The 19,600-nt window shown below is 39.6% G+C and carries 20 protein-coding genes; 15 read left to right on the top strand and 5 right to left on the bottom strand.

What is annotated here, in order from left to right; translation table 11 throughout:
• Positions 1-4: 4 nt before the first annotated feature.
• From rimM to tsaB, 4 genes are read right to left on the bottom strand one after another with little or no spacing between them, the layout of a single operon-like run.
• Entirely contained in the window at positions 5-520 is a 516-nt protein-coding gene (gene rimM / locus I6E24_RS03685) for a ribosome maturation factor RimM (protein WP_235326329.1), read from the bottom strand.
• 9 nt (positions 521-529) lie between these two features.
• Positions 530-1,834: a UDP-N-acetylglucosamine 1-carboxyvinyltransferase gene (gene murA, locus I6E24_RS03680; protein WP_235326327.1), complete on the bottom strand. Its 1,305-nt coding sequence runs from the start codon at positions 1,832-1,834 to the stop codon at positions 530-532.
• Positions 1,835-1,865: 31 nt separating this feature from the next.
• A complete protein-coding gene (locus tag I6E24_RS03675; RefSeq protein WP_235326325.1) occupies positions 1,866-2,486 on the bottom strand; it encodes a DUF4290 domain-containing protein in 621 nt (206 codons plus the stop codon).
• A gap of 18 nt (positions 2,487-2,504) precedes the next feature.
• Positions 2,505-3,194 (bottom strand): tRNA (adenosine(37)-N6)-threonylcarbamoyltransferase complex dimerization subunit type 1 TsaB, encoded by a 690-nt coding sequence (tsaB, locus tag I6E24_RS03670; protein ID WP_235326323.1) that lies wholly within the window; start codon positions 3,192-3,194, stop codon positions 2,505-2,507.
• 106 nt (positions 3,195-3,300) lie between these two features.
• Between tsaB and I6E24_RS03665 the strand changes: the two genes are divergently transcribed.
• Genes I6E24_RS03665 through nadD form a run of 4 tightly spaced genes read left to right on the top strand, consistent with a single transcriptional unit; the run spans position 3,301 to position 5,493 of the window.
• A complete protein-coding gene (locus tag I6E24_RS03665; protein WP_235326321.1) occupies positions 3,301-4,176 on the top strand; it encodes a YicC/YloC family endoribonuclease in 876 nt (291 codons plus the stop codon).
• A 2-nt stretch (positions 4,177-4,178) separates the two neighbouring features.
• Positions 4,179-4,742, top strand: a complete 564-nt coding sequence (gmk, locus tag I6E24_RS03660) for a guanylate kinase (protein WP_235326319.1) — start codon at positions 4,179-4,181, stop codon at positions 4,740-4,742.
• Positions 4,743-4,744: 2 nt separating this feature from the next.
• A complete protein-coding gene (locus tag I6E24_RS03655) occupies positions 4,745-4,927 on the top strand; it encodes a hypothetical protein (protein WP_235326317.1) in 183 nt (60 codons plus the stop codon).
• Positions 4,909-5,493, top strand: a complete 585-nt coding sequence (gene nadD, locus I6E24_RS03650) for a nicotinate (nicotinamide) nucleotide adenylyltransferase (RefSeq protein WP_235326368.1) — start codon at positions 4,909-4,911, stop codon at positions 5,491-5,493. Before I6E24_RS03655 ends, nadD begins: the two co-directional genes overlap by 19 nt.
• Positions 5,494-5,635: 142 nt before the next feature.
• Here nadD and I6E24_RS03645 read toward each other — a convergent pair whose 3' ends face one another.
• A complete protein-coding gene (locus tag I6E24_RS03645; RefSeq protein WP_235326315.1) occupies positions 5,636-6,421 on the bottom strand; it encodes an META domain-containing protein in 786 nt (261 codons plus the stop codon).
• A 211-nt stretch (positions 6,422-6,632) separates the two neighbouring features.
• On the opposite strand from I6E24_RS03645, the gene I6E24_RS03640 reads away from it, so the two are divergent.
• From I6E24_RS03640 to I6E24_RS03590, 11 genes are all read left to right on the top strand, one after another.
• Entirely contained in the window at positions 6,633-7,826 is a 1,194-nt protein-coding gene (locus tag I6E24_RS03640; RefSeq protein WP_235326314.1) for a saccharopine dehydrogenase family protein, read from the top strand.
• 85 nt (positions 7,827-7,911) lie between these two features.
• Positions 7,912-8,361 (top strand): thioredoxin-dependent thiol peroxidase, encoded by a 450-nt coding sequence (gene bcp / locus I6E24_RS03635; protein ID WP_154044694.1) that lies wholly within the window; start codon positions 7,912-7,914, stop codon positions 8,359-8,361.
• Between the two features lie 25 nt (positions 8,362-8,386).
• Positions 8,387-9,436: a recombinase RecA gene (gene recA, locus I6E24_RS03630; protein WP_262911680.1), complete on the top strand. Its 1,050-nt coding sequence runs from the start codon at positions 8,387-8,389 to the stop codon at positions 9,434-9,436.
• A gap of 170 nt (positions 9,437-9,606) precedes the next feature.
• Entirely contained in the window at positions 9,607-10,554 is a 948-nt protein-coding gene (locus I6E24_RS03625; RefSeq protein ID WP_235326312.1) for a SprT family zinc-dependent metalloprotease, read from the top strand.
• Between the two features lie 13 nt (positions 10,555-10,567).
• Positions 10,568-11,065, top strand: a complete 498-nt coding sequence (locus tag I6E24_RS03620; protein WP_235326310.1) for a metallophosphoesterase family protein — start codon at positions 10,568-10,570, stop codon at positions 11,063-11,065.
• A 66-nt stretch (positions 11,066-11,131) separates the two neighbouring features.
• A complete protein-coding gene (gene rfbB / locus I6E24_RS03615) occupies positions 11,132-12,271 on the top strand; it encodes a dTDP-glucose 4,6-dehydratase (RefSeq protein WP_235326308.1) in 1,140 nt (379 codons plus the stop codon).
• 365 nt (positions 12,272-12,636) lie between these two features.
• Positions 12,637-14,079, top strand: a complete 1,443-nt coding sequence (locus I6E24_RS03610) for a murein transglycosylase domain-containing protein (protein ID WP_235326306.1) — start codon at positions 12,637-12,639, stop codon at positions 14,077-14,079.
• Positions 14,080-14,099: 20 nt separating this feature from the next.
• Positions 14,100-15,806, top strand: a complete 1,707-nt coding sequence (locus I6E24_RS03605; protein WP_235326304.1) for a zinc ribbon domain-containing protein — start codon at positions 14,100-14,102, stop codon at positions 15,804-15,806.
• A gap of 26 nt (positions 15,807-15,832) precedes the next feature.
• Complete coding sequence (locus I6E24_RS03600) at positions 15,833-17,986, top strand: zinc-ribbon domain-containing protein (RefSeq protein WP_235326302.1); 2,154 nt, start codon at positions 15,833-15,835, stop codon at positions 17,984-17,986.
• A 27-nt stretch (positions 17,987-18,013) separates the two neighbouring features.
• Entirely contained in the window at positions 18,014-18,448 is a 435-nt protein-coding gene (locus I6E24_RS03595) for a hypothetical protein (RefSeq protein ID WP_154044700.1), read from the top strand.
• Positions 18,445-19,470 (top strand): zinc ribbon domain-containing protein, encoded by a 1,026-nt coding sequence (locus I6E24_RS03590; protein WP_154044701.1) that lies wholly within the window; start codon positions 18,445-18,447, stop codon positions 19,468-19,470. The genes I6E24_RS03595 and I6E24_RS03590 overlap by 4 nt, the downstream gene beginning before the upstream one ends.
• Positions 19,471-19,600: the final 130 nt, after the last annotated feature.

Here is a 19,600-nt window from a genome sequence, read left to right as displayed (position 1 = left end):
TTTTTTAATCCAACAATCCTTCAGGAATGTCTACTTTCACACGTTTCTTTTTATGATCTATGTCCAGAATAAACTCTTCGTGGGCCGGAAGTAAAATTTCTCCTCCATCTTCCTTTTCAATCACAAACAGTACATTCATGGTAGCATCATCCACATCGGATATAACTCCAAGTGTTCCGTGATTTACATCATCAACTGCAAATCCAACAAAATAATTCCATGAAGAAATCTCATCCTGTTCTTCAACATATTTCATAGGAAAAAATACCTCTACATTAGTAAACATTCTTGCCTTTTCAGCGGTATCAATATCTTCAAACTTTACCAATGCAGAATTATCAGAGCGGAAACGGTATTCCTCAATAAAGAATGGAACCAGTATTCCGTCCATAAGCAATATAAGATAATCACAGTCCACACGGTCAAAAATATCGTCGGTAAAGGTGAACGACACCTCTCCTTTCACTCCATGTGGCTTGTTTATTACTCCTATTTTATATACTTCCTCTTTTCTTATCATCTCTGTTGCTTAAATTCTAGTTATACGTGCTCCAAGCTCAGTCAGACGTTGCTCTATATTCTGATATCCACGGTCTATCTGTTCGATATTGTGAATACGGCTTGTACCTTCGGCACCAAGAGCAGCTATAAGCAATGCAATACCGGCACGGATATCAGGAGAAGTCATATTTCCTCCTCTCAGGCTGAAATTATGATCATGGCCTATTACTACAGCCCTGTGCGGATCGCAAAGTATTATCTGTGCTCCCATATCAATAAGTTTGTCGACAAAGAACAGTCTGCTTTCAAACATCTTCTGATGAATAAGTACACTACCCTTTGCCTGAGTAGCCACAACCAACATAACACTGAGCAAGTCTGGAGTAAGTCCCGGCCACGGGGCATCGGCTATAGTCATAATAGAGCCATCCATGAATGATTCTATTTCATAATGATCCTGTTGCGGAATAAATATGTCATCGTTTCTCTGCTCAAGCGTAATGCCCAGACGTCGAAAACTTTCAGGAATAATACCAAGATTTTCATAAGATACGTTCTTTATGGTAATCTCACTTCCTGTCATAGCAGCCATTCCGATGAAGCTTCCAACTTCAATCATATCTGGCAACACCGTATGCGTACATCCCTTAAGTTCTTTCACACCTTCTATTGTGAGCAAATTCGATGCTATGCCTGAAATCTTAGCTCCCATACGGTTAAGCATTCTGCACAATTGCTGAAGATAAGGTTCGCATGCGGCATTATATATAGTCGTAACACCTTCGGCAAGAACGGCTGCCATTATAATATTGGCAGTACCTGTGACTGAAGCTTCATCGAGCAACATATATGTTCCCTTAAGCTTTTCCGCAGTTAAGGTATATACTCCGCGCACCGGTTCATAATCAAAAGAAGCCCCCAGTTTCAATACACCTATAAAATGAGTATCCAGACGACGACGTCCAATCTTATCGCCACCCGGTTTTGAAATCATGGCCTTACCAAAACGCGAAAGCAAAGGACCTATAAGCATTACAGAACCACGCAATTTGGAACATCTTTGCAGGAATTCATCACTCTCAAGATATGACAGATTAACATTATCAGCCTTAAACGAATAAGTATCAGCATTCAGTTTAGATACCTTGACACCCATATCACTGATAAGCTGAATAAGATTGTTCACATCAAGTATATTCGGTATATTATGTACTGTAACTTCCTCCGATGTGAGCAATGTAGCACACAAAATCTGCAACACTTCGTTCTTGGCCCCCTGAGGGGTTATTTCGCCATGAAGTTTATGTCCACCTTCTATTACAAATGAGCCCATATAATTTTAGCTTTTAAAATTAAACCAACAATCATTTATCATTGTTGTTATTCTTGCGCTTCTGTTGGTTATTATTATTATTTGTCTGACGGCGACGCTGTGTAAACACACGATGTTCAAACATCTTCACATCGTCTAAAGTAATCTTTATTCTGCCATCTGACAACTCACACAAGTCATCAATTATTCTCTGATTATCCACCCCATCCTTATTCCAGTTCTGATAATCTTTTTTCATCTGGTTGGCAATAAGATTGATGAGTTGTTTTTTCTCCTCACCTTCCTCATATCCTGCAGCGACATTTATCATATCCTGAACAAAACGTCCGTAATGCTTATATTTCAGTTTTGACTGAGGATAAGGAACTCTTTCAGGTTTCACATTAAGATTCTCTTTCTTGACAATCTCCACAGGATAATCTATATCAAGTTTGAAATCAGACATTATTGCAAGATGATCCCAAAGCCTCTGATTCAACTCTGCATTATCCTTAAGCTGAGGGAACATACCCTTCATAATTTTTATTATAGTATTAGCACAAATCTGTCTTTCTTCACGATCTTCTATAGTTAGAGCATGATCCACCATATTCTGTACACTGCGCCCATACTCAGGAAGCGGAAGACGTCGTTGCTGGGTATTATATTCCATATATTTCAAATTAATTTATCAAAGTAATTTTTTAGGAGTAGAAGCTACAAACTCTTTCAAGTAGAAAGGCTCAAAATAGGCCACATCCTTATATTCTTCTTTTGCGACTGCCTTTTCGGCCAAAGGAAACATCCATTTAGCTAAAGGATGGATATCATCGATAAAATGAGCATTTGGATGAGTAATCTTTGAACGACATTTTGCGGCACCATTCCCGAAGAAATATACAGGGTGTTCATCCAAAAATTCCTTATAAGAATTTTCGTCTATAATGTCAGCACCAATCTCACGGCATGCTTTAAGGGAACGATCGTAAATGGCTGCATAAACCTCCATACGGCGTGCGTCTATCATAGGACAGAGCAAAGCATCGTCAGGCAAATCATGCTCAAGAAGAACAGGTACACACATAACTTCAAGAGTCGGAATGCCAATCAAAGGTATATTCCTTCCGTAGCAGATACCCTTGGCCATAGATACACCGATACGAAGTCCGGTATATGATCCTGGACCGCAACTCACGGCAACAGCATCCAGCGGAATGGCATGATTATCAACAAACGACAAGGCCTCGTCCACATAAACGCCAAGGACTGTGGCATGCGACGGTCCGTTAAAATCCTCCTTAGTAAAAATAGAAGCTCCGTCCTGGCTCACAGATACGGAACAAACTTCTGTAGATGTTTCAATATGTAAAATGCACGACATAGTTTACTTATAATACATTATTGTCCGCAAATATACACTTTTTATCCCACTCCTTTTCTATAATTTCCTCACTTTTCCTTACTTTTGCAAAAAAATAGAATTTGTTATGATACAATCAATGACCGGTTACGGAAAATCAACCGTTACTTATAACGATAAGAAAATTATCGTAGAAATAAAATCACTCAACAGCAAGGCGCTCGACGTTTCTGCAAGAATTGCTCCTTTGTACAGAGAAAAAGAAATGGAAATAAGAAACATGATTTCTAAAAGTCTGGAACGCGGAAAAGTTGACTTCAGCCTTTGGATTGAAAAAGAAGTTTCAGACGCAGCTACCCCTATCAATGCAGCTCTCCTACAGAACTATTATACACAAATCAAGAATATATCAGAATCATGTAACATACCTTTGCCTTCCGACTGGTTTGCAACACTGCTACGCATGCCCGACGTACTTACAAAAGTTGACATACAGACTCTGGAAGACGAGGAATGGGAAGTAGCCAAAGGTGCAGTGGAAGAAGCTATCAATGCTCTGGTAAACTTCCGCAAACAAGAAGGTGAAGCACTTGAAAAGAAATTCAATGAAAAAATTGACAACATAGAGCGTCTTCTTGCATCAATAGAACCATACGAAAAAGAAAGAGTGGCACGTATCAGGGAAAAAATCACTGATGCACTCGAAAAGACTATCAGTGTGGACTACGACAAGAACCGCCTGGAACAAGAACTGATATATTATATCGAAAAACTTGATATAAACGAAGAGAAACAGCGTCTGACGAACCATCTGAAATATTTCCGCGAAACGATGGCAGGCGGACACGGACAGGGCAAAAAGCTTGGTTTTATAGCTCAGGAAATGGGACGTGAAATCAACACTACAGGAAGCAAGTCAAACCACGCAGAGATGCAAAACATTGTGGTCCAGATGAAAGACGAGCTGGAACAAATAAAGGAACAGGTTCTAAATGTAATGTAATTATGGGAAAGCTTATCATATTTTCAGCGCCATCAGGTTCAGGCAAATCTACAATCATCAATTATCTTCTACAGCAGAATCTTAATCTGGCTTTTTCAATCTCGGCAACGAGCCGTCCGCCACGCGGTACGGAGCAGAACGGAGTGGAATATTTCTTCCTGACTCCTGACGAGTTCAGACAGAAAATAGCAAACGGAGAGTTCCTTGAATACGAAGAAGTGTATACCGACCGTTTCTACGGAACACTGAAATCGCAAGTCGAGAAACAACTTTCGGAAGGTCAGAACGTGATATTCGATGTGGACGTAGTAGGCGGATGCAACATAAAGAAATTCTATGGCGAACGTGCACTCTCCGTATTCATCCAGCCACCATCAGTGGAAGAACTGCGCAAACGACTGAACGGACGTGGTACAGACTCTCCAGAAGTGATAGAAAGCCGTATAGCAAAAGCTGAGTTCGAACTAAGCTATGCCGACAAGTTCGACGTAGTGATTGTGAACGACGTGCTGGAAAAAGCACAGGCGGAAGCACTTGAAACCATCAGTAATTTCCTGAATAAGTAATTATGGCAAGAAATCCCAAAAAAATAATGAAACTGATGATGATTCTTACAATCGTCATTGGTTTTGCCGCTTTGGCTGTAGGCATTGTGGCAATAGCTAAAGAAGAATATATCATAGCTACAGCCATGATACTGGTAGCAGCATGGCAGATAGTCAACTACAGATTATGGAAGAAAAGAAGTTGAGGACAGGCATTTTCGGAGGCTCGTTTAATCCAATCCACATAGGACATCTGGCTCTGGCCAACTATTTGTGTGAAAACGGATATGTAGATGAATTATGGTTTCTCGTATCTCCACAAAATCCGTTCAAGCAAAATCAGACATTACTGGACGATTCTATCCGTCTGAAAATGGTAAAGGCTGCCATAAAAGGCTACCCGCATTTTCACGCTTCCGATTTTGAATTCAATCTTCCAAAACCTTCGTACACAATAAACACACTAAACAAGCTGTCAGAGACTTATCCCGACAGGGATTTCTATCTCTTAATAGGTGCCGACAACTGGGCGGCTTTCGACCGTTGGAAATCACCGGAAGAAATCATGTCAAGGCATCACGTATTGGTCTATCCACGATTAGGATATGATATTCCCGAAACATTACCACAAAACGTAAGAGCAGTTGACAGTCCCCTGATAGAGGTAAGTTCAACATTTATCCGCGAAAGTATAGCGCAAAGGAAAGACATACGGTATTTTCTGCATCCAGCGGTGTATGAGATTATAAATAATGAGGGACTATATAAATGAATAAATCTATACAATTATCCTAAGATTTTTCTATTCCAAATACCCAAAATAAAACACGGGCATGTTTTCATTAAAACTTGCCCGCGTTTTAACCAAAACTTGCCCGTGTTTTTTTCAAGGCTTTTCAGCATTTGAAATTGACTTATTCGCTCAATGTTTTTCCTGTATTTTTCACCAGAAGAAGAACCTCATTGTTTCCGGCATCCATAAGCGACAAAGTTCCGTCTTCGTTCACTACGAATGAAGCTACCTTGTTCATTGCCTCAAGGACCTTACCTTCTGTTTCCATTCCAGGACCAGCCATCATTGTACTTATCATCTGACCGAACTTCAAAGATGAAGCATTTCCTTCCTCCTGCGAGAACGAACCGTTGATGATGTTGCATCCGCCATTACCGTGAACAGCATTGTCAGCGACATTGAATGAAAGGAACGGAGTCTTGTCGGCTACTTCAACCACAACGCCGTCTACCTTTGAAATAATCCATTCGCCATTGATATCATTTACCGAAACTGCCGAAGCCTCTCTCTTCTCGAGCGAAATAAGAACCTTACCGTCCTTGTCCGTCAGTTCAACACCTGTAGCCGAAGCCTGATATCCTGCAACCTCGTTCAATGCCTCAAGCACCTTCTGTTCTGTTTCCATGTCAGGACACATCATACGCGTAGAAGCGACTCCAGTAAAACCTATCTTGCCAGGATTGATTGAATCCAATTCTACTCCACCCATAATTCTGTTGCACCCAGCATTCCCGTACAAACGGCCTTCTTCCACATTAAAACCTATATAAGGATTTCCTGCAACTTCGTGTCCTTCTACTGATACGACATTCCACTCGCCAGAAATGTCAACTGATTTACTTGCTGTTCCGCAAGATGACAACATAACTGCGGCAAATACAGCCACACTCATTAAAATTTTCTTCATAATGTTTTCTTCTATATATTCTAAAATACAATAACAAAAGCAACAATCTATTGTTCATACAAAAGTAATAAACAATATTATCGCCCAATCTGTTCTGATATAAAAATTGCGATATTTGCGCAATACTGCATGCAGTTATGAAAAAAGTCTTATCTTTGCATATTGAACGGTAACGTTTACCGGGAATTAAAATTTCACATTAATATATTAAATGAGTAAAGTATTGATTATCGGTGCAGGCGGTGTAGGTACCGTTGTTGCACACAAGGTGGCTCAGCATCCTGAAGTTTTCACAGAAGTGATGATAGCTAGCCGCACCCAGTCAAAATGTGACGCGATTGTAAAGGCAATCGGTAACCCAAACATCAAAACCGCTAAGGTAGATGCAGACAATGTGGCCGAACTGGTGGCTTTATTCAACAGTTTTAAACCCGAAATCGTTATTAACGTAGCTCTTCCTTATCAGGATTTGACTATCATGGAAGCTTGCTTGCAGGCCGGTGTGAACTATCTTGATACAGCCAACTATGAGCCTAAAGACGAGGCTCACTTCGAATACAGCTGGCAGTGGGCTTACAAGAAACGTTTCGAAGATGCAGGTCTGACTGCCATCCTCGGATGCGGATTCGACCCGGGAGTGAGCGGTGTATATACTGCTTATGCAGCTAAACACCACTTCGACGAAATGCACTACCTCGACATCGTTGACTGTAATGCAGGAAATCACCACAAGGCATTTGCAACAAACTTTAACCCTGAAATAAATATCCGCGAAATCACTCAGAACGGACGTTACTGGGAAGACGGGAAATGGGTAACTACAAAACCTCTGGAATTCCACAAGGATCTGACTTATCCAAACATCGGTCCTCGCGATTCATACCTGCTTTATCACGAAGAACTTGAATCTTTGGTTAAGAACTTCCCTACTATCAAGCGTGCACGTTTCTGGATGACTTTCGGTCAGGAATACCTCACTCACCTGAGAGTGATACAGAACATCGGTATGGCAAGCATCGAGCCTATCAACTACAACGGAATGGAAATCGTTCCATTGCAGTTCCTGAAAGCCGTATTGCCTAACCCACAGGATCTTGGCGAAAACTACGAAGGTGAAACTTCTATCGGATGCCGTATCCGTGGTGTGAAAGACGGCAAAGAACGTACTTACTACGTTTACAACAACTGCTCTCACCAGGAAGCCTACAAGGAAACAGGTATGCAGGGAGTGAGCTATACTACAGGTGTTCCGGCAATGATCGGAGCCATGATGTTCCTGAAAGGATTGTGGAAACGTCCGGGAGTATGGAACGTGGAAGAATTCGATCCGGATCCATTTATGGAAGCATTGAACATGTACGGATTGCCATGGCATGAAGTGTTCGACGGAGATTTGGAACTTTAATACACTAACATAAAAGTCCGCTTCGGAATATGTATCCTCAGTATGACTTATTCCGGAGCGGGCTTTAATTATCTTTATATATACCATGAATGTAGGAGACAAGGCACCCGACTTTTTGGGACTGAACGAAAAAGGCGAAGAAATACGCCTGAGCAATTACAAAGGAAAGAAAGTAGTACTTTACTTCTATCCTAAAGACATGACCAGCGGATGTACTGCACAGGCATGCAATCTGCGCGACAACTACGAAGCTCTGCAAAATGCAGGTTACGAAATTATAGGTGCAAGCATACAAGATGCTAAATCGCACCAGAAATTCATTGAAAAGAACAGTCTGCCATTCACCATCATTGCCGATACGGAACAGAAACTGGTTCAGGAATTCGGTGTTTGGGGTGAAAAGAGCATGTACGGAAGAAAATATATGGGAACTTTCCGTACTACCTTCATCATCAACGAAGAAGGGGTGATAGAAAGAATCATTTCTCCTAAAGAGGTGAAGACAAAAGACCACGCAGCACAGATTTTGAAATAATAATAACATATAAACCTAATCATATATGGCAAAGAAAGACGAACTGGAATTTGAAGGCGGTATAGACAGCCCTTCAAAGCCTAATAACTCGGAAAAACTGAAGGCACTGCAGGCTGCCATGGACAAGATAGAAAAGAACTTCGGAAAAGGTTCAATCATGAAAATGGGTGATGACCATGTGGAAGAAGTTGAAGTAATTCCTAGCGGTTCTATAGGACTTAATGCCGCACTTGGTGTAGGCGGTTATCCTAAAGGACGTATCATAGAAATCTACGGTCCTGAATCATCAGGTAAAACCACTCTGGCAATACATGCCATTGCAGAAGCACAGAAGGCAGGCGGTATAGCAGCTTTCATCGATGCTGAACATGCTTTCGACCGTTTCTATGCAGCAAAACTTGGAGTTGACATCGACAATCTGCTTATCTCACAGCCGGACAACGGTGAACAGGCTCTCGAAATTGCAGACCAGCTGATCCGTTCATCAGCTATCGACATCATCGTTATCGACTCTGTAGCTGCACTTACTCCTAAAGCTGAAATAGAAGGCGACATGGGCGACAACCGTGTAGGACTTCAGGCACGACTTATGTCGCAGGCACTGAGAAAACTTACATCAACCATTAACAAGACAAACACTACTTGTATCTTCATCAACCAGTTGCGTGAAAAAATCGGTGTAATGTTTGGTAACCCTGAAACAACTACCGGTGGTAATGCCCTTAAGTTCTACGCTTCAGTAAGACTTGATATCCGCCGTGCCACACAGCTCAAGGACGGTGAAGAAATAATCGGTAACCAGGTAAGAGTTAAAGTTGTGAAGAACAAGGTAGCTCCTCCTTTCCGCAAAGCTGAATTCGACATTATGTTTGGCGAAGGTATATCAAAGAGCGGCGAAATAATAGACCTTGGTGCAGAACTTGGAATAATCAAGAAAAGCGGTTCATGGTATAGCTACAACGACACAAAACTTGGCCAGGGACGTGATGCAGCAAAGGTATGTATACAAGACAATCCTGAACTCGCAGAAGAACTGGAAGCACAGATATTTGCAGCGCTGAAAGATAAAGAATAAAGCATACTGCTATAACAAAAGGCCATTCACGGACAGAATATCTTCTTTTTAATCTATAAAAAAAACGTAAAAGATATATCTGCATAGGCGTGAATGGCTTTTTTTTGTTTAATTTTACGCTGTGAGTATAAAATTAAAAACACATAAAACCATTTAAAAACATAAGAATTATGAAAATATCGCACTGGTTACTATCCGTAATATTATGTTGTGTTTCACTTACAGCTGTGGCACAGAAAAAAATTTCATATCGCTTTGCTACCAAAGCTGAAGCACAGATGCTGATAACAGATATCGACAATTTCACAAACAAGCTGAACAGTTTTGATATCAACTTGCGACTCGGTAAGAATGACGGCAGGAAATCGGAATTGCTCAGGCTTGCCATGAATGAAACTCTAAATTGGGGAGAAGACGAAAAAAAGAAAATTACAGATGCATTCAAATCTCTACAAACAAAAATAGACAAGCTGAAACTGAAAATAAACTATCCTCAGGAAGTGATATTGGTAAAAACATCCATGAAGGAAGAAATGAATGTAGCAGCATATACCAGAAAAAACTGGATAGCTCTTGGTGAGAAATGCATAAACGAATCTACAAAAGAAGAGCTCGAATACCTGCTGGCTCATGAAATGTTTCATCTTTTAACAAGGAGTGACAAGGATTTCAAAAAATCTGTTTACTCTGTCATTGGTTTTAATGTAGCCGACAGAGAGCTTTTCTTCCCTATTGATATTATTGAGAAAAGAATTTCAAATCCTGACATCGAACTGTATGACAGCTATGCAGAATTTACAATAAACGGAAAGAAACAGAAATGTTCGATGATTATTTATTCACAAATACCATTCTCGCCGGAAAAAACATTGTCAGACTATTTAAGCGTGGGACTGATCCCGCTGAACGATGATCTTATCCCTATACAGAATGACGGAAAGACAACAATCTACAACATCGAACAAGCAGAAGATTTCTACGATAAAATAGGCAGAAACACCAAATATATAATCAATCCTGAAGAAATTCTGGCAGATAACTTTGCATATCTGCTTATACAGAAAAAAGATTTGCCAAACCCTGAGATACCGGAAAAAATAGCATCCATACTAAAATAATGCCTCTATAAGGATGAAAAGAATAGGATTATTGTCGGATACTCATGGATACTGGGACGACAGATATCTTAAGTATTTCGATGAATGTGACGAGATATGGCATGCTGGGGACATAGGTTCAAAAGAGGTTATGGACCGACTTATGGAATTCAGACCATTCAGAGGTGTATACGGAAACATTGACGGGCAGGATTTACGAAAAATACTACCGGAAATAAACTCCTTCCATATCGAGGGAGCAAATGTACTGATGAAACACATAGGCGGATATCCCGGGAAATATGACCCCGCAATAAAAAAGATAATCAGCAGCAGTACAAACTCTCCGGACTTGTTCATAAGCGGACACTCACACATATTGAAGGTTAAATACGACAAAGATTTCAGATTGTTGCACATAAACCCTGGTGCAGCTGGAAAGTATGGTTTCCATACAGTAAGGACGCTTGTCAGATTTAATATAAACAATGGTAATTTTTCCAATCTGGAAGTTATAGAACTAAAAGATTAATTGGAAAAATATTTGTCTGTTAAAGAAATCTTTCCCAAATTTGCACTCGAATTATAAACACTTTTTATGAAAACGTATTTAGTCACAGGAGCAGCAGGCTTCATTGGTTCAAATTACATCAAATACATTCTGAAAAAACACGATGATATTAAAGTCGTAATATTGGATGCTTTGACGTATGCCGGAAATCTGGCTACAATAGCCAACGATATTGACAATGAACGCTGCTTTTTTGTAAGAGGTAATATATGCGACAGCGAACTTGTAGAACGTCTGTTTGCTGACTATAAATTCGACTGTATCGTGAATTTTGCAGCAGAAAGTCACGTTGACCGCAGCATAGAAGACCCTCAGTTGTTTCTACAGACCAACATATTAGGCACACAAAACCTCATGGATGCAGCCCGCAGAGCTTGGGTTACGGGTAAAGACGAGACAGGTTATCCAACATGGAGAAAGGACGTGAGATTCCATCAAGTTTCTACAGATGAAGTTTATGGCTCGTTAGGTTCGGAAGGATATTTCACTGAAACCACTCCATTATGTCCACATAGCCCTTACAGTGCATCAAAGGCAAGTGCGGACATGATTGTCATGGCATATCATGACACATACAAGATGCCGGTTACAATTACCAGATGTTCAAACAACTATGGGCCGTATCACTTCCCTGAAAAACTTATTCCGCTCATCATAAAGAATATACTTGAAGGAAAAAGACTGCCTGTATATGGCGACGGATCGAATGTGAGAGACTGGCTGTATGTGGAAGACCACTGCAAGGCCATTGACCTGGTGGTAAACAAAGGCAGATGCGGAGAAGTTTACAACGTAGGCGGACATAACGAAAAGAAAAATATAGATATAGTAAAGCTGACAATAAGCACCATCCACGACATGATGGCGGAGAAACCTGAATTGAGAAAAATACTAAAGAAAAAGGGACTCAACGAAAACGGTGAAATATCTATAGACTGGATTAATGATTCGCTAATTTCTTACGTAAAAGACAGATTGGGACACGACAAGCGTTATGCGATCGATCCAACAAAGATTTCTGAAGAGTTAGGATGGACACCGGAAACAAAATTTGAGGACGGTATAGTAAAAACCATCGAATGGTATCTGAACAATCAGGAATGGGTGAAATATGTAACAAGCGGGGATTATCAGAATTATTACGAAAACATGTATAAAAACAAATAAATGTTTTCATAAAACATAAGCGGTGAAAAGTTCATAATGAATTTTGCACCGCCGTTTTTTTATATAAAAAATGGTTGTATATATTTAACTTCCTTCTCTATTATTATAATAAAAAGACATTCCATAATATAACAATTATTATTACAAAAAGAATAAAGTAATCACTCTTATAATATAAATATACGTAAAAATTACAGTATAAACATCAAATCATCACCCCATATACGGCATAAAATATATACAAAAGTGTTATATAACAGTTCTAACATTTTTTATTAAATTTTCTTTTTAAAAAATAAGTAATCTGTTAACTTTGCGAAAAAGAGAATTATATCGTATTTGATTAATTTATGAAAAACAGTTGAATGATGAAACCATACGACTACAAACAACAATTTTTAAGGTTGGTAATATACGCATTTATATTACTAGTTGTTTGTCATATACCTATAAAAGCACAAACAACGGAAGATGAATTGAATTCATTGGTCAGAGATTTTAATGCCCGTATCAATGCAGAAAAAAATGACTTTGAGCAATATGCCGACTCCGTAAAAAAAGCTTATAATGACTATATTGAGAAAGCGACAGCTGAATTTAACATATATAAAAACAATATCCAAAAAGTTTGGGGAGGAGATTCCATAGTACTTGATTCAAAATATGAATGGGTTGAGTACAGTGACGATTTCCTTTCACGTTCTATTGTAAATTTCGAGAAAGGCAATGCTTTGGTAGAAATTGCAGTTGATCCGAACGCCAATCAGGAAGAAATTGACGAAAAGCTTACAGAAGCTATATACAATTTAATGGTCAGCCGAGGCAGCACTTGTCCCTACCGTTCACAAGTAGATCAGTCCAAGCCCATAACCCAAAATCCGGTATTAGACGGATTATTGGACTTGTCAGACTATCATATAGATTTGACTTCAGAAAATATGAAGAGCCACAAAAGCCCAACCTCAAATAAGAAAAAGACTCCTCCCCAGCCTATAGTCAGAGGTGGAGAACTGAAAATACCTAAAAAGACTGAATCTCAAAAGCGTTCGCAAAAAGACAAGACACTGGCGAGAATTAAATTGGAAGAGAAAGAAAAAAATAAAAAAGAAGTTGCTCTGCCGCAAAGTGAAGAGAAGCAAAATCTCAGCAATAAATCCAAGGAAAACATTGCCTACCAAGTTGCAAAGCAAATCAACAAATCTGTAACTAAAGTAACAGGAAAAGACGGAAGTAATCGCAAAGTTGTTTATATTAATTTACCTTTAGTTAGTGACAATATATCCAAGTCTGCAGCTTTATATAAAGACATCGTTAAAAAATACAGCAATAAATTCCAGATTGAACAGCCACTGATCTTTGCGGTTATGGAACAGGAATCAAGTTTCAATCCTCAAGCCACAAGTCATATTCCGGCATACGGACTCATGCAGCTAGTTCCAACATCCGGTGGAGTACATGCATATAGCTTCGTTTATGGTATAGAGAAAGTACCCACAAAGAGTTATTTGTTTGATCCAGAACGGAACATTGAATTGGGAACAGCCTATCTGAGAATTTTATATAATACGTTTGAGAAGGTTAAAAATGTACATTGCAGAAGATTATGCGTAATAGCAAGCTATAATACAGGAGCGGGAAATGTAAGCCGCGCGTTCATTGGAACAACACGTGTAAGTAATGCCTATAACGAAATCAACAAGCTTGACTACACTAAGTTATACCACCATCTGACTAATAAACTGAGCACAGCCGAAGCTCGTAATTATGTGAAAGGTGTAACTAAGAAAAGAGAAAAATACATCAAATAACAAACTAATTTTTAATGCCTATGTTTTGTCCCGAATGTGGAAACCAACTAGATGATGACATGTTGTTCTGCCCTGAATGCGGAACTAAAGTCGAGCAGGAATACGAAAAAAGTTATGACGCTCCGGTATTAAAAGGCATATTGTTTACACATATACCCTATCTGGCCAGAAAATTATCAGTCAGCCAACAGGATATAACTGACCTTTTAAATTCCTTTATCCAACTTAAAGCGGAACAAGGTATCCTCTATAGACTGGCTGATGCAGGAGTTGAACAAAAAGGGTTCTTCAGTAAAAGAAGCCTTACCCAGGATTCTCCATGGCATGAATATGCCGACATACTTAAACAAATTCACGATGAAGAAACACGAAAGCGTGAAGAGCCATCAACATTCCTGTTTATCATAGGTGGAGATGACATAATACCTATGCCTGCCATACCACATTATTTAGGGGATAAAGCAAGTGACCCTGATAAAAAAATTGATACGGATTTATTATATGCATATCCCTATGGAGCAAAGATGAATGACGCAATCCGATCCGGAGAAATATTTTTTTATGATGCACTGTTTTATGTTGGCAGATTACCGTTAGCGACAGATGCAGTATATCAGGATCTTGCCGGCTATCTGCAAAGAGTTGTCGAAAATCCTGTTATTGAGATAGATGCAGGATATGGACAGTGTGACCCTCACTGGATGAAAGTAACAGCCAAAGTAACAAACAGGATGAGCAGAGAACAGCTGTTTCCTTGTTACAAGCCATTACCAAAAGAAATATTATATGGACAATTATTTCTTACACCCGAAGTTGATCATAAAATAATCGGTCAGGTATTTAATACAAATGCACAGCTGTTTTTCTTTAATTTACATGGCTCTGCTGCCAAAGATACATTCTATTTTTTGGGACAATCTACAAAGGACTCCGAAGACTGGAGAATTGCTGTTTTCCCTGCAGCAATCGCCGCATGCAACCAACCTAACGTAATTGTATCAGAAGCTTGTTATGGAGCCCGTTTCATTGGTTTTGACAAGGAACATAGTATGCTTTTGACTGCTATGAGTACAAACACATTAATATATCTGGGTGCGTCACGCGTGGCATACGGTCAACCTGACCCTCATGAAGCAAACTCTCCTGTCCTAATGAATAACGCAGACGTTATTACCGGAGAATTTGTAAACAATTTGCTGGATGGTCTGCCGGCTGGAGCTGCATTGTTCGAAGCCAAAAGAATTATGCATCAGACTTCTGAAATCGGACCTGTAGAATCAACAACTCTAGTAGAGTTTAACCTATTTGGCGATCCGACACTGTTCATCATGAACAAGAAAATGAACAAAGCTTCAAAACCTGCAACAAATACCAATATCGGGACATTGATAAATCCGACAACAGCTTCCTGCAAACTGGAAAACGTACCTATACCACTAGAAGAAGAAACAAAACCTATGTCTTTATTGGCACAAGTTAGAGCACAGGTTGACGCAAACATCGCAGAAATTCAATCGAAAATAAACGACCAGCTCTACAAGGAATGGGGTATAAGCCCTAGAAAACCGATCAGCATGAGCCGGACAACATCTGTTAGCGGACAAAAAGGGTATGAAATTCAATACAATTTGGATGAGCATAAAAGTGCGCCGGACGGATTTTACAATCTGATGAGCGTATCGTCCGACATGAATGGAAAAATAAGAAGTGTCAGAATTACCAAATAATGTTTAATCTAAAAATCATATAATATATGAATTGTTCTAAATGTGGCGCTCCATTAAAACCAGGTGCCAAGTTTTGTGTAAAATGTGGAACTAAAGTTTCCGGAAATATACCTGAAGCAACACAACCTCAGAATCAACCTACAGATGTCCAACAGGGCAATAAAAATGAAAAGGAAAATCTGAAGGAAGATCTGATTGTTACAAACCAGCGTATTCACTGGAATATCACTCCAGGTCAGGTGGCACGTGTCATAACCGAACAGGAAATGGCAACTTACAAGGATGTTGAAGGCATTATTATAGCCGAAGGAACAACTGCGTTTATCCGCGCAAATGGTACGACAATAGCAAGCATCAGCGGTGGTTCTTATGATTTCCAGCCAAGACGTACTTCGGTTGGAGAAACTGTATCTACATGCATAAGTAATGCATGGCAAATTATCATCGACTTATTCAAGAGCCGAAGAAAACAGCTGGAAAACAAACCCGAGGAAGAATCAAAGGTAGAAATGCACGCCAAACAGCAAAGAGATATTTTTGCACAAGCAAAAGCAGGAGCGTCATTCTCGATTGTAATCCTGCTAGACAGGGCATTTCCGATGCTTATAGGAGCTAAGCAAAAAAATCTGGATGATTACAATAATTTCAAACCGATGATTATCCATACACAACACCATGACATGAATATCGGTTTGAATGCTTATTTCCGAATAAAGAAACAGGAAGAATTCATATTACATTATCTCGTAGATAAACAATATCTTAATACAGCAATACTGATAGATGAAATAGCTGAAACTGTAAGAACAACAATTCAAGAAGTTCTGTATGATAAACCGATTACATCAAACAGAATACCAGCCGAGCTATTGACGGTAATAAAAGAGCAACTGAACATTGCGGCAGCAGAAGCTTTCTGGGGATTGGAAATTGTGCGTATCGTTGAGATTTCTGCTGACAATGAAGATATACAGCGATTCAATAATTTAAGTCATGAGATGTATCTTTCCGAACAGGAACTGGACTATCTCCGACGTACAAATGATTTTAAGAACAGACTTGCAGACGTCAACAACAGTCAGCAAATACATACAGCGCGCACTGCCGTAGAATTACAGCAAAGGCTTAACGAGATAAACAGAGACCAGTTACTGACAGAAGACGAAATGAATAAATTCGTCATGCTACTCGAAAACGAGCGTTTGCTGCGAGAAGCACGCACCAAGGAAGAACGTGAAGCAGCCTTGGCAGAAATTGAAAGAACCAGACTAATAAGAGAAGACGATCTGGCAGAAATCAGAGCCCTTAGCGAACAACATGCATATCAACGTGGTATGGCTCTGCGATTGTCTCAGCTTAAAGACAGTATTGAGTTTGAGCGTATTAGAATGCAGGGCGAAAACGAGATGATGGTAGAAAAAGCCAAGACTGAACTCCACATCCAACAAATGCTTGAAGATCAAAAAGCGGCAAACAGACAAAGGGACGCAGATTTTGATTACCAGCAACGTAAACGTGATGCTGACCTGCAATTTGAACAACGTAAGCGCGAACATGAGCTGGAGATGGAAGAAGACAGGCAGCAACAGGAAAGGCTCATGCAAATTCTGCAGGCTCAAGAAGCGAGCAAAGAAAACGAGCGGAGACACCAGGCCGACATGCAGGCACAACAATTTGCCCACAATGAAAATATGGCCAACATCCAAAGTAATCTGACTCCAGAGCAAATATTGGCAATGAGCGGCGGGGAAGTTTCCTTGGAATTTGCACGCTCCTACACAGCCCGAAATAATGCTGAGGTAGAAAGAGCCGCAAGCGAACGTCTGAATGAAGAACAGCGTAGAAACCAAGAGATGATGTATCAATTGATGAACCGCATGCTTGACAATCAGGCAAATCAGGCAAATCTTCAGACACAGCAGACATTCTACCAGCAACAAAGGGCTGACAATGCTTATAACCAATCTTTAAATTATACAACAAGACAAGGATATGCCCCAAGTGAACTGGCAAACAGGCCTTTACAGCAAGGACAAACAGTACCGGTAACACAACAAAATGAAGAAAAACAAAGTACAATATCGAAATCGAATGAAAACGAAAAAATGTATTGTCCCGGATGTGGTGCTTCAATAAGCAAAGATACAAAAGTTTGCCCAGAATGCGGTGAACAAATTTAAGAGTCTATATCAATAAACTGAAAACAAATGGATACCTACAAAGGTCATATTGAATATAAGTTAGCCGGACAAGGATCGAAATCAGAAGGTTTTATGACTTATCTGATTACTCCATCAGGGGAGTCATACAGATTATACCGAAAAGGAACTTTTGATATAAACGACAGTTTCTTCAAACAGTTTGATCAGCAAGAAGTTGAAATCAACGGCGAATTGGAAAATACAGGATTTATATGTACCATATCTGTAAAGACTTCAGAAGGGAAACTAATCCATGTACCGGAACAAACTTCATTTCCATCTGATTTGGTTTTTATGCCAAAAGAAGAAAAGGAAGAAGCTTCAGACGAGAAAACAGTTTGTATAAACGAAAAAAAAGAACCGGCCATGAACAAACTTGTTCTCGCACAAAGAAAAAAGAAGAAAAAAAGTAACAATAATTTTAAAAGAAAAAAGAGATGAATGCGAATAAATTTTGTCCATCTTGTGGAGAACCTACCACTCCCGAGATGGAGACTTGTCCCAACTGCGGAGAAAATCTTGTGGACGAAGCTTCTGTAAAGACTAATGAAAATGAAGCACTAAAAAAAGCGCAATCTATATTGGAAGACAGTGAGGCATCAAAAGATGGCATCCAGATTGGCAGCAGAAGTAATGTGGTAGGTGGCATAACTGGGCGTAAGATTGAAACACAATCTATGACAGAGAATAACAATACACATGTAGAGGCTAATACTACCAATAGTATCAGCACTTCAAATGTGGACAATTCTCAAAAAGTGGTCAACTCTAATACTAATAATGTCACATACAACATTATTTATCAGAATCCGGTACAGGGAGGACCGCAAATACCAAACCAAGGACAGGGAATACCTGATTTTAATCCTGGTGGACCTCAGCAAATTAATCCTACCCCACAAGGTGTCCCGAACGACAAGAACCAAAAAGGTATAGGCGCAATAGCCGGCGACCAAGGAATTAAACCTAAAACGGGGGAGAACACCAATGGCAATACAATGAAAATAATTGCCGCATGTATTGGAATAGCCGTTGTAGTTGGTCTGTTTTTTGTTTTTAAAACACCAGGAGAAACTACGCCCCAACAAAAAGAGCCTACCCCACAAGAACAAGTTAAAGAGGTAGCAGGAAGCGGTTATACAGAACAACCTGCAACCAGACAAGTACCTAGTGAAGAGTTCACAGAGGTCAAAACAGCTCCTGCAAGTACAAAGAAGACAGCTACCCCAACAGAAAAGGTAACAGATTCCAATTATGAAAAAGGAATGAAAGCTTATCAATCCAAGGAAGGGCTCGATGCTATTAAATATTTTAAATCTTCCGGTAGTGCTGAATCAAACTATATGCTTGGCGTCATATATGAACAAGGATGCGGAAATGTTGCAGCCAATGCCATGATGGCAAGAAAGTATTTTAAAACAGCGGCTAAGATGGGAAGTGAATCCGCAAAAGCGAAACTATAATAATTTATAAGTAAGTGATCTAAAATATTTTTATATTCAGCATAAATTATTAATATTGTCTCATGATATTTTAGAAATTGAATCATGAAACATATAAAAGTGCTTGAATTGAGTGAGGCTGATCGCCTCA

Source organism: Bacteroides caecigallinarum (genome assembly GCF_021530995.1).
In the GTDB taxonomy this organism is placed as follows: Bacteria; Bacteroidota; Bacteroidia; order Bacteroidales; family Bacteroidaceae; genus Phocaeicola; species Phocaeicola faecigallinarum.
This window is presented reverse-complemented; position numbering and strand designations above follow the sequence as displayed.

Excerpts from the sequence above, each read along its gene's own strand:
- rimM (WP_235326329.1), bottom strand. The coding sequence starts at position 520 with ATGATAAGAAAAGAGGAAGTATATAAAATAGGAGTAATAAACAAGCCA.
- murA (WP_235326327.1), bottom strand. The coding sequence starts at position 1,834 with ATGGGCTCATTTGTAATAGAAGGTGGACATAAACTTCATGGCGAAATA.
- I6E24_RS03675 (WP_235326325.1), bottom strand. The coding sequence starts at position 2,486 with ATGGAATATAATACCCAGCAACGACGTCTTCCGCTTCCTGAGTATGGG.
- tsaB (WP_235326323.1), bottom strand. The coding sequence starts at position 3,194 with ATGTCGTGCATTTTACATATTGAAACATCTACAGAAGTTTGTTCCGTA.
- I6E24_RS03665 (WP_235326321.1), top strand. The coding sequence starts at position 3,301 with ATGATACAATCAATGACCGGTTACGGAAAATCAACCGTTACTTATAAC.
- gmk (WP_235326319.1), top strand. The coding sequence starts at position 4,179 with ATGGGAAAGCTTATCATATTTTCAGCGCCATCAGGTTCAGGCAAATCT.
- I6E24_RS03655 (WP_235326317.1), top strand. The coding sequence starts at position 4,745 with ATGGCAAGAAATCCCAAAAAAATAATGAAACTGATGATGATTCTTACA.
- nadD (WP_235326368.1), top strand. The coding sequence starts at position 4,909 with ATGGAAGAAAAGAAGTTGAGGACAGGCATTTTCGGAGGCTCGTTTAAT.
- I6E24_RS03645 (WP_235326315.1), bottom strand. The coding sequence starts at position 6,421 with ATGAAGAAAATTTTAATGAGTGTGGCTGTATTTGCCGCAGTTATGTTG.
- I6E24_RS03640 (WP_235326314.1), top strand. The coding sequence starts at position 6,633 with ATGAGTAAAGTATTGATTATCGGTGCAGGCGGTGTAGGTACCGTTGTT.
- bcp (WP_154044694.1), top strand. The coding sequence starts at position 7,912 with ATGAATGTAGGAGACAAGGCACCCGACTTTTTGGGACTGAACGAAAAA.
- recA (WP_262911680.1), top strand. The coding sequence starts at position 8,387 with ATGGCAAAGAAAGACGAACTGGAATTTGAAGGCGGTATAGACAGCCCT.
- I6E24_RS03625 (WP_235326312.1), top strand. The coding sequence starts at position 9,607 with ATGAAAATATCGCACTGGTTACTATCCGTAATATTATGTTGTGTTTCA.
- I6E24_RS03620 (WP_235326310.1), top strand. The coding sequence starts at position 10,568 with ATGAAAAGAATAGGATTATTGTCGGATACTCATGGATACTGGGACGAC.
- rfbB (WP_235326308.1), top strand. The coding sequence starts at position 11,132 with ATGAAAACGTATTTAGTCACAGGAGCAGCAGGCTTCATTGGTTCAAAT.
- I6E24_RS03610 (WP_235326306.1), top strand. The coding sequence starts at position 12,637 with ATGATGAAACCATACGACTACAAACAACAATTTTTAAGGTTGGTAATA.
- I6E24_RS03605 (WP_235326304.1), top strand. The coding sequence starts at position 14,100 with ATGTTTTGTCCCGAATGTGGAAACCAACTAGATGATGACATGTTGTTC.
- I6E24_RS03600 (WP_235326302.1), top strand. The coding sequence starts at position 15,833 with ATGAATTGTTCTAAATGTGGCGCTCCATTAAAACCAGGTGCCAAGTTT.
- I6E24_RS03595 (WP_154044700.1), top strand. The coding sequence starts at position 18,014 with ATGGATACCTACAAAGGTCATATTGAATATAAGTTAGCCGGACAAGGA.
- I6E24_RS03590 (WP_154044701.1), top strand. The coding sequence starts at position 18,445 with ATGAATGCGAATAAATTTTGTCCATCTTGTGGAGAACCTACCACTCCC.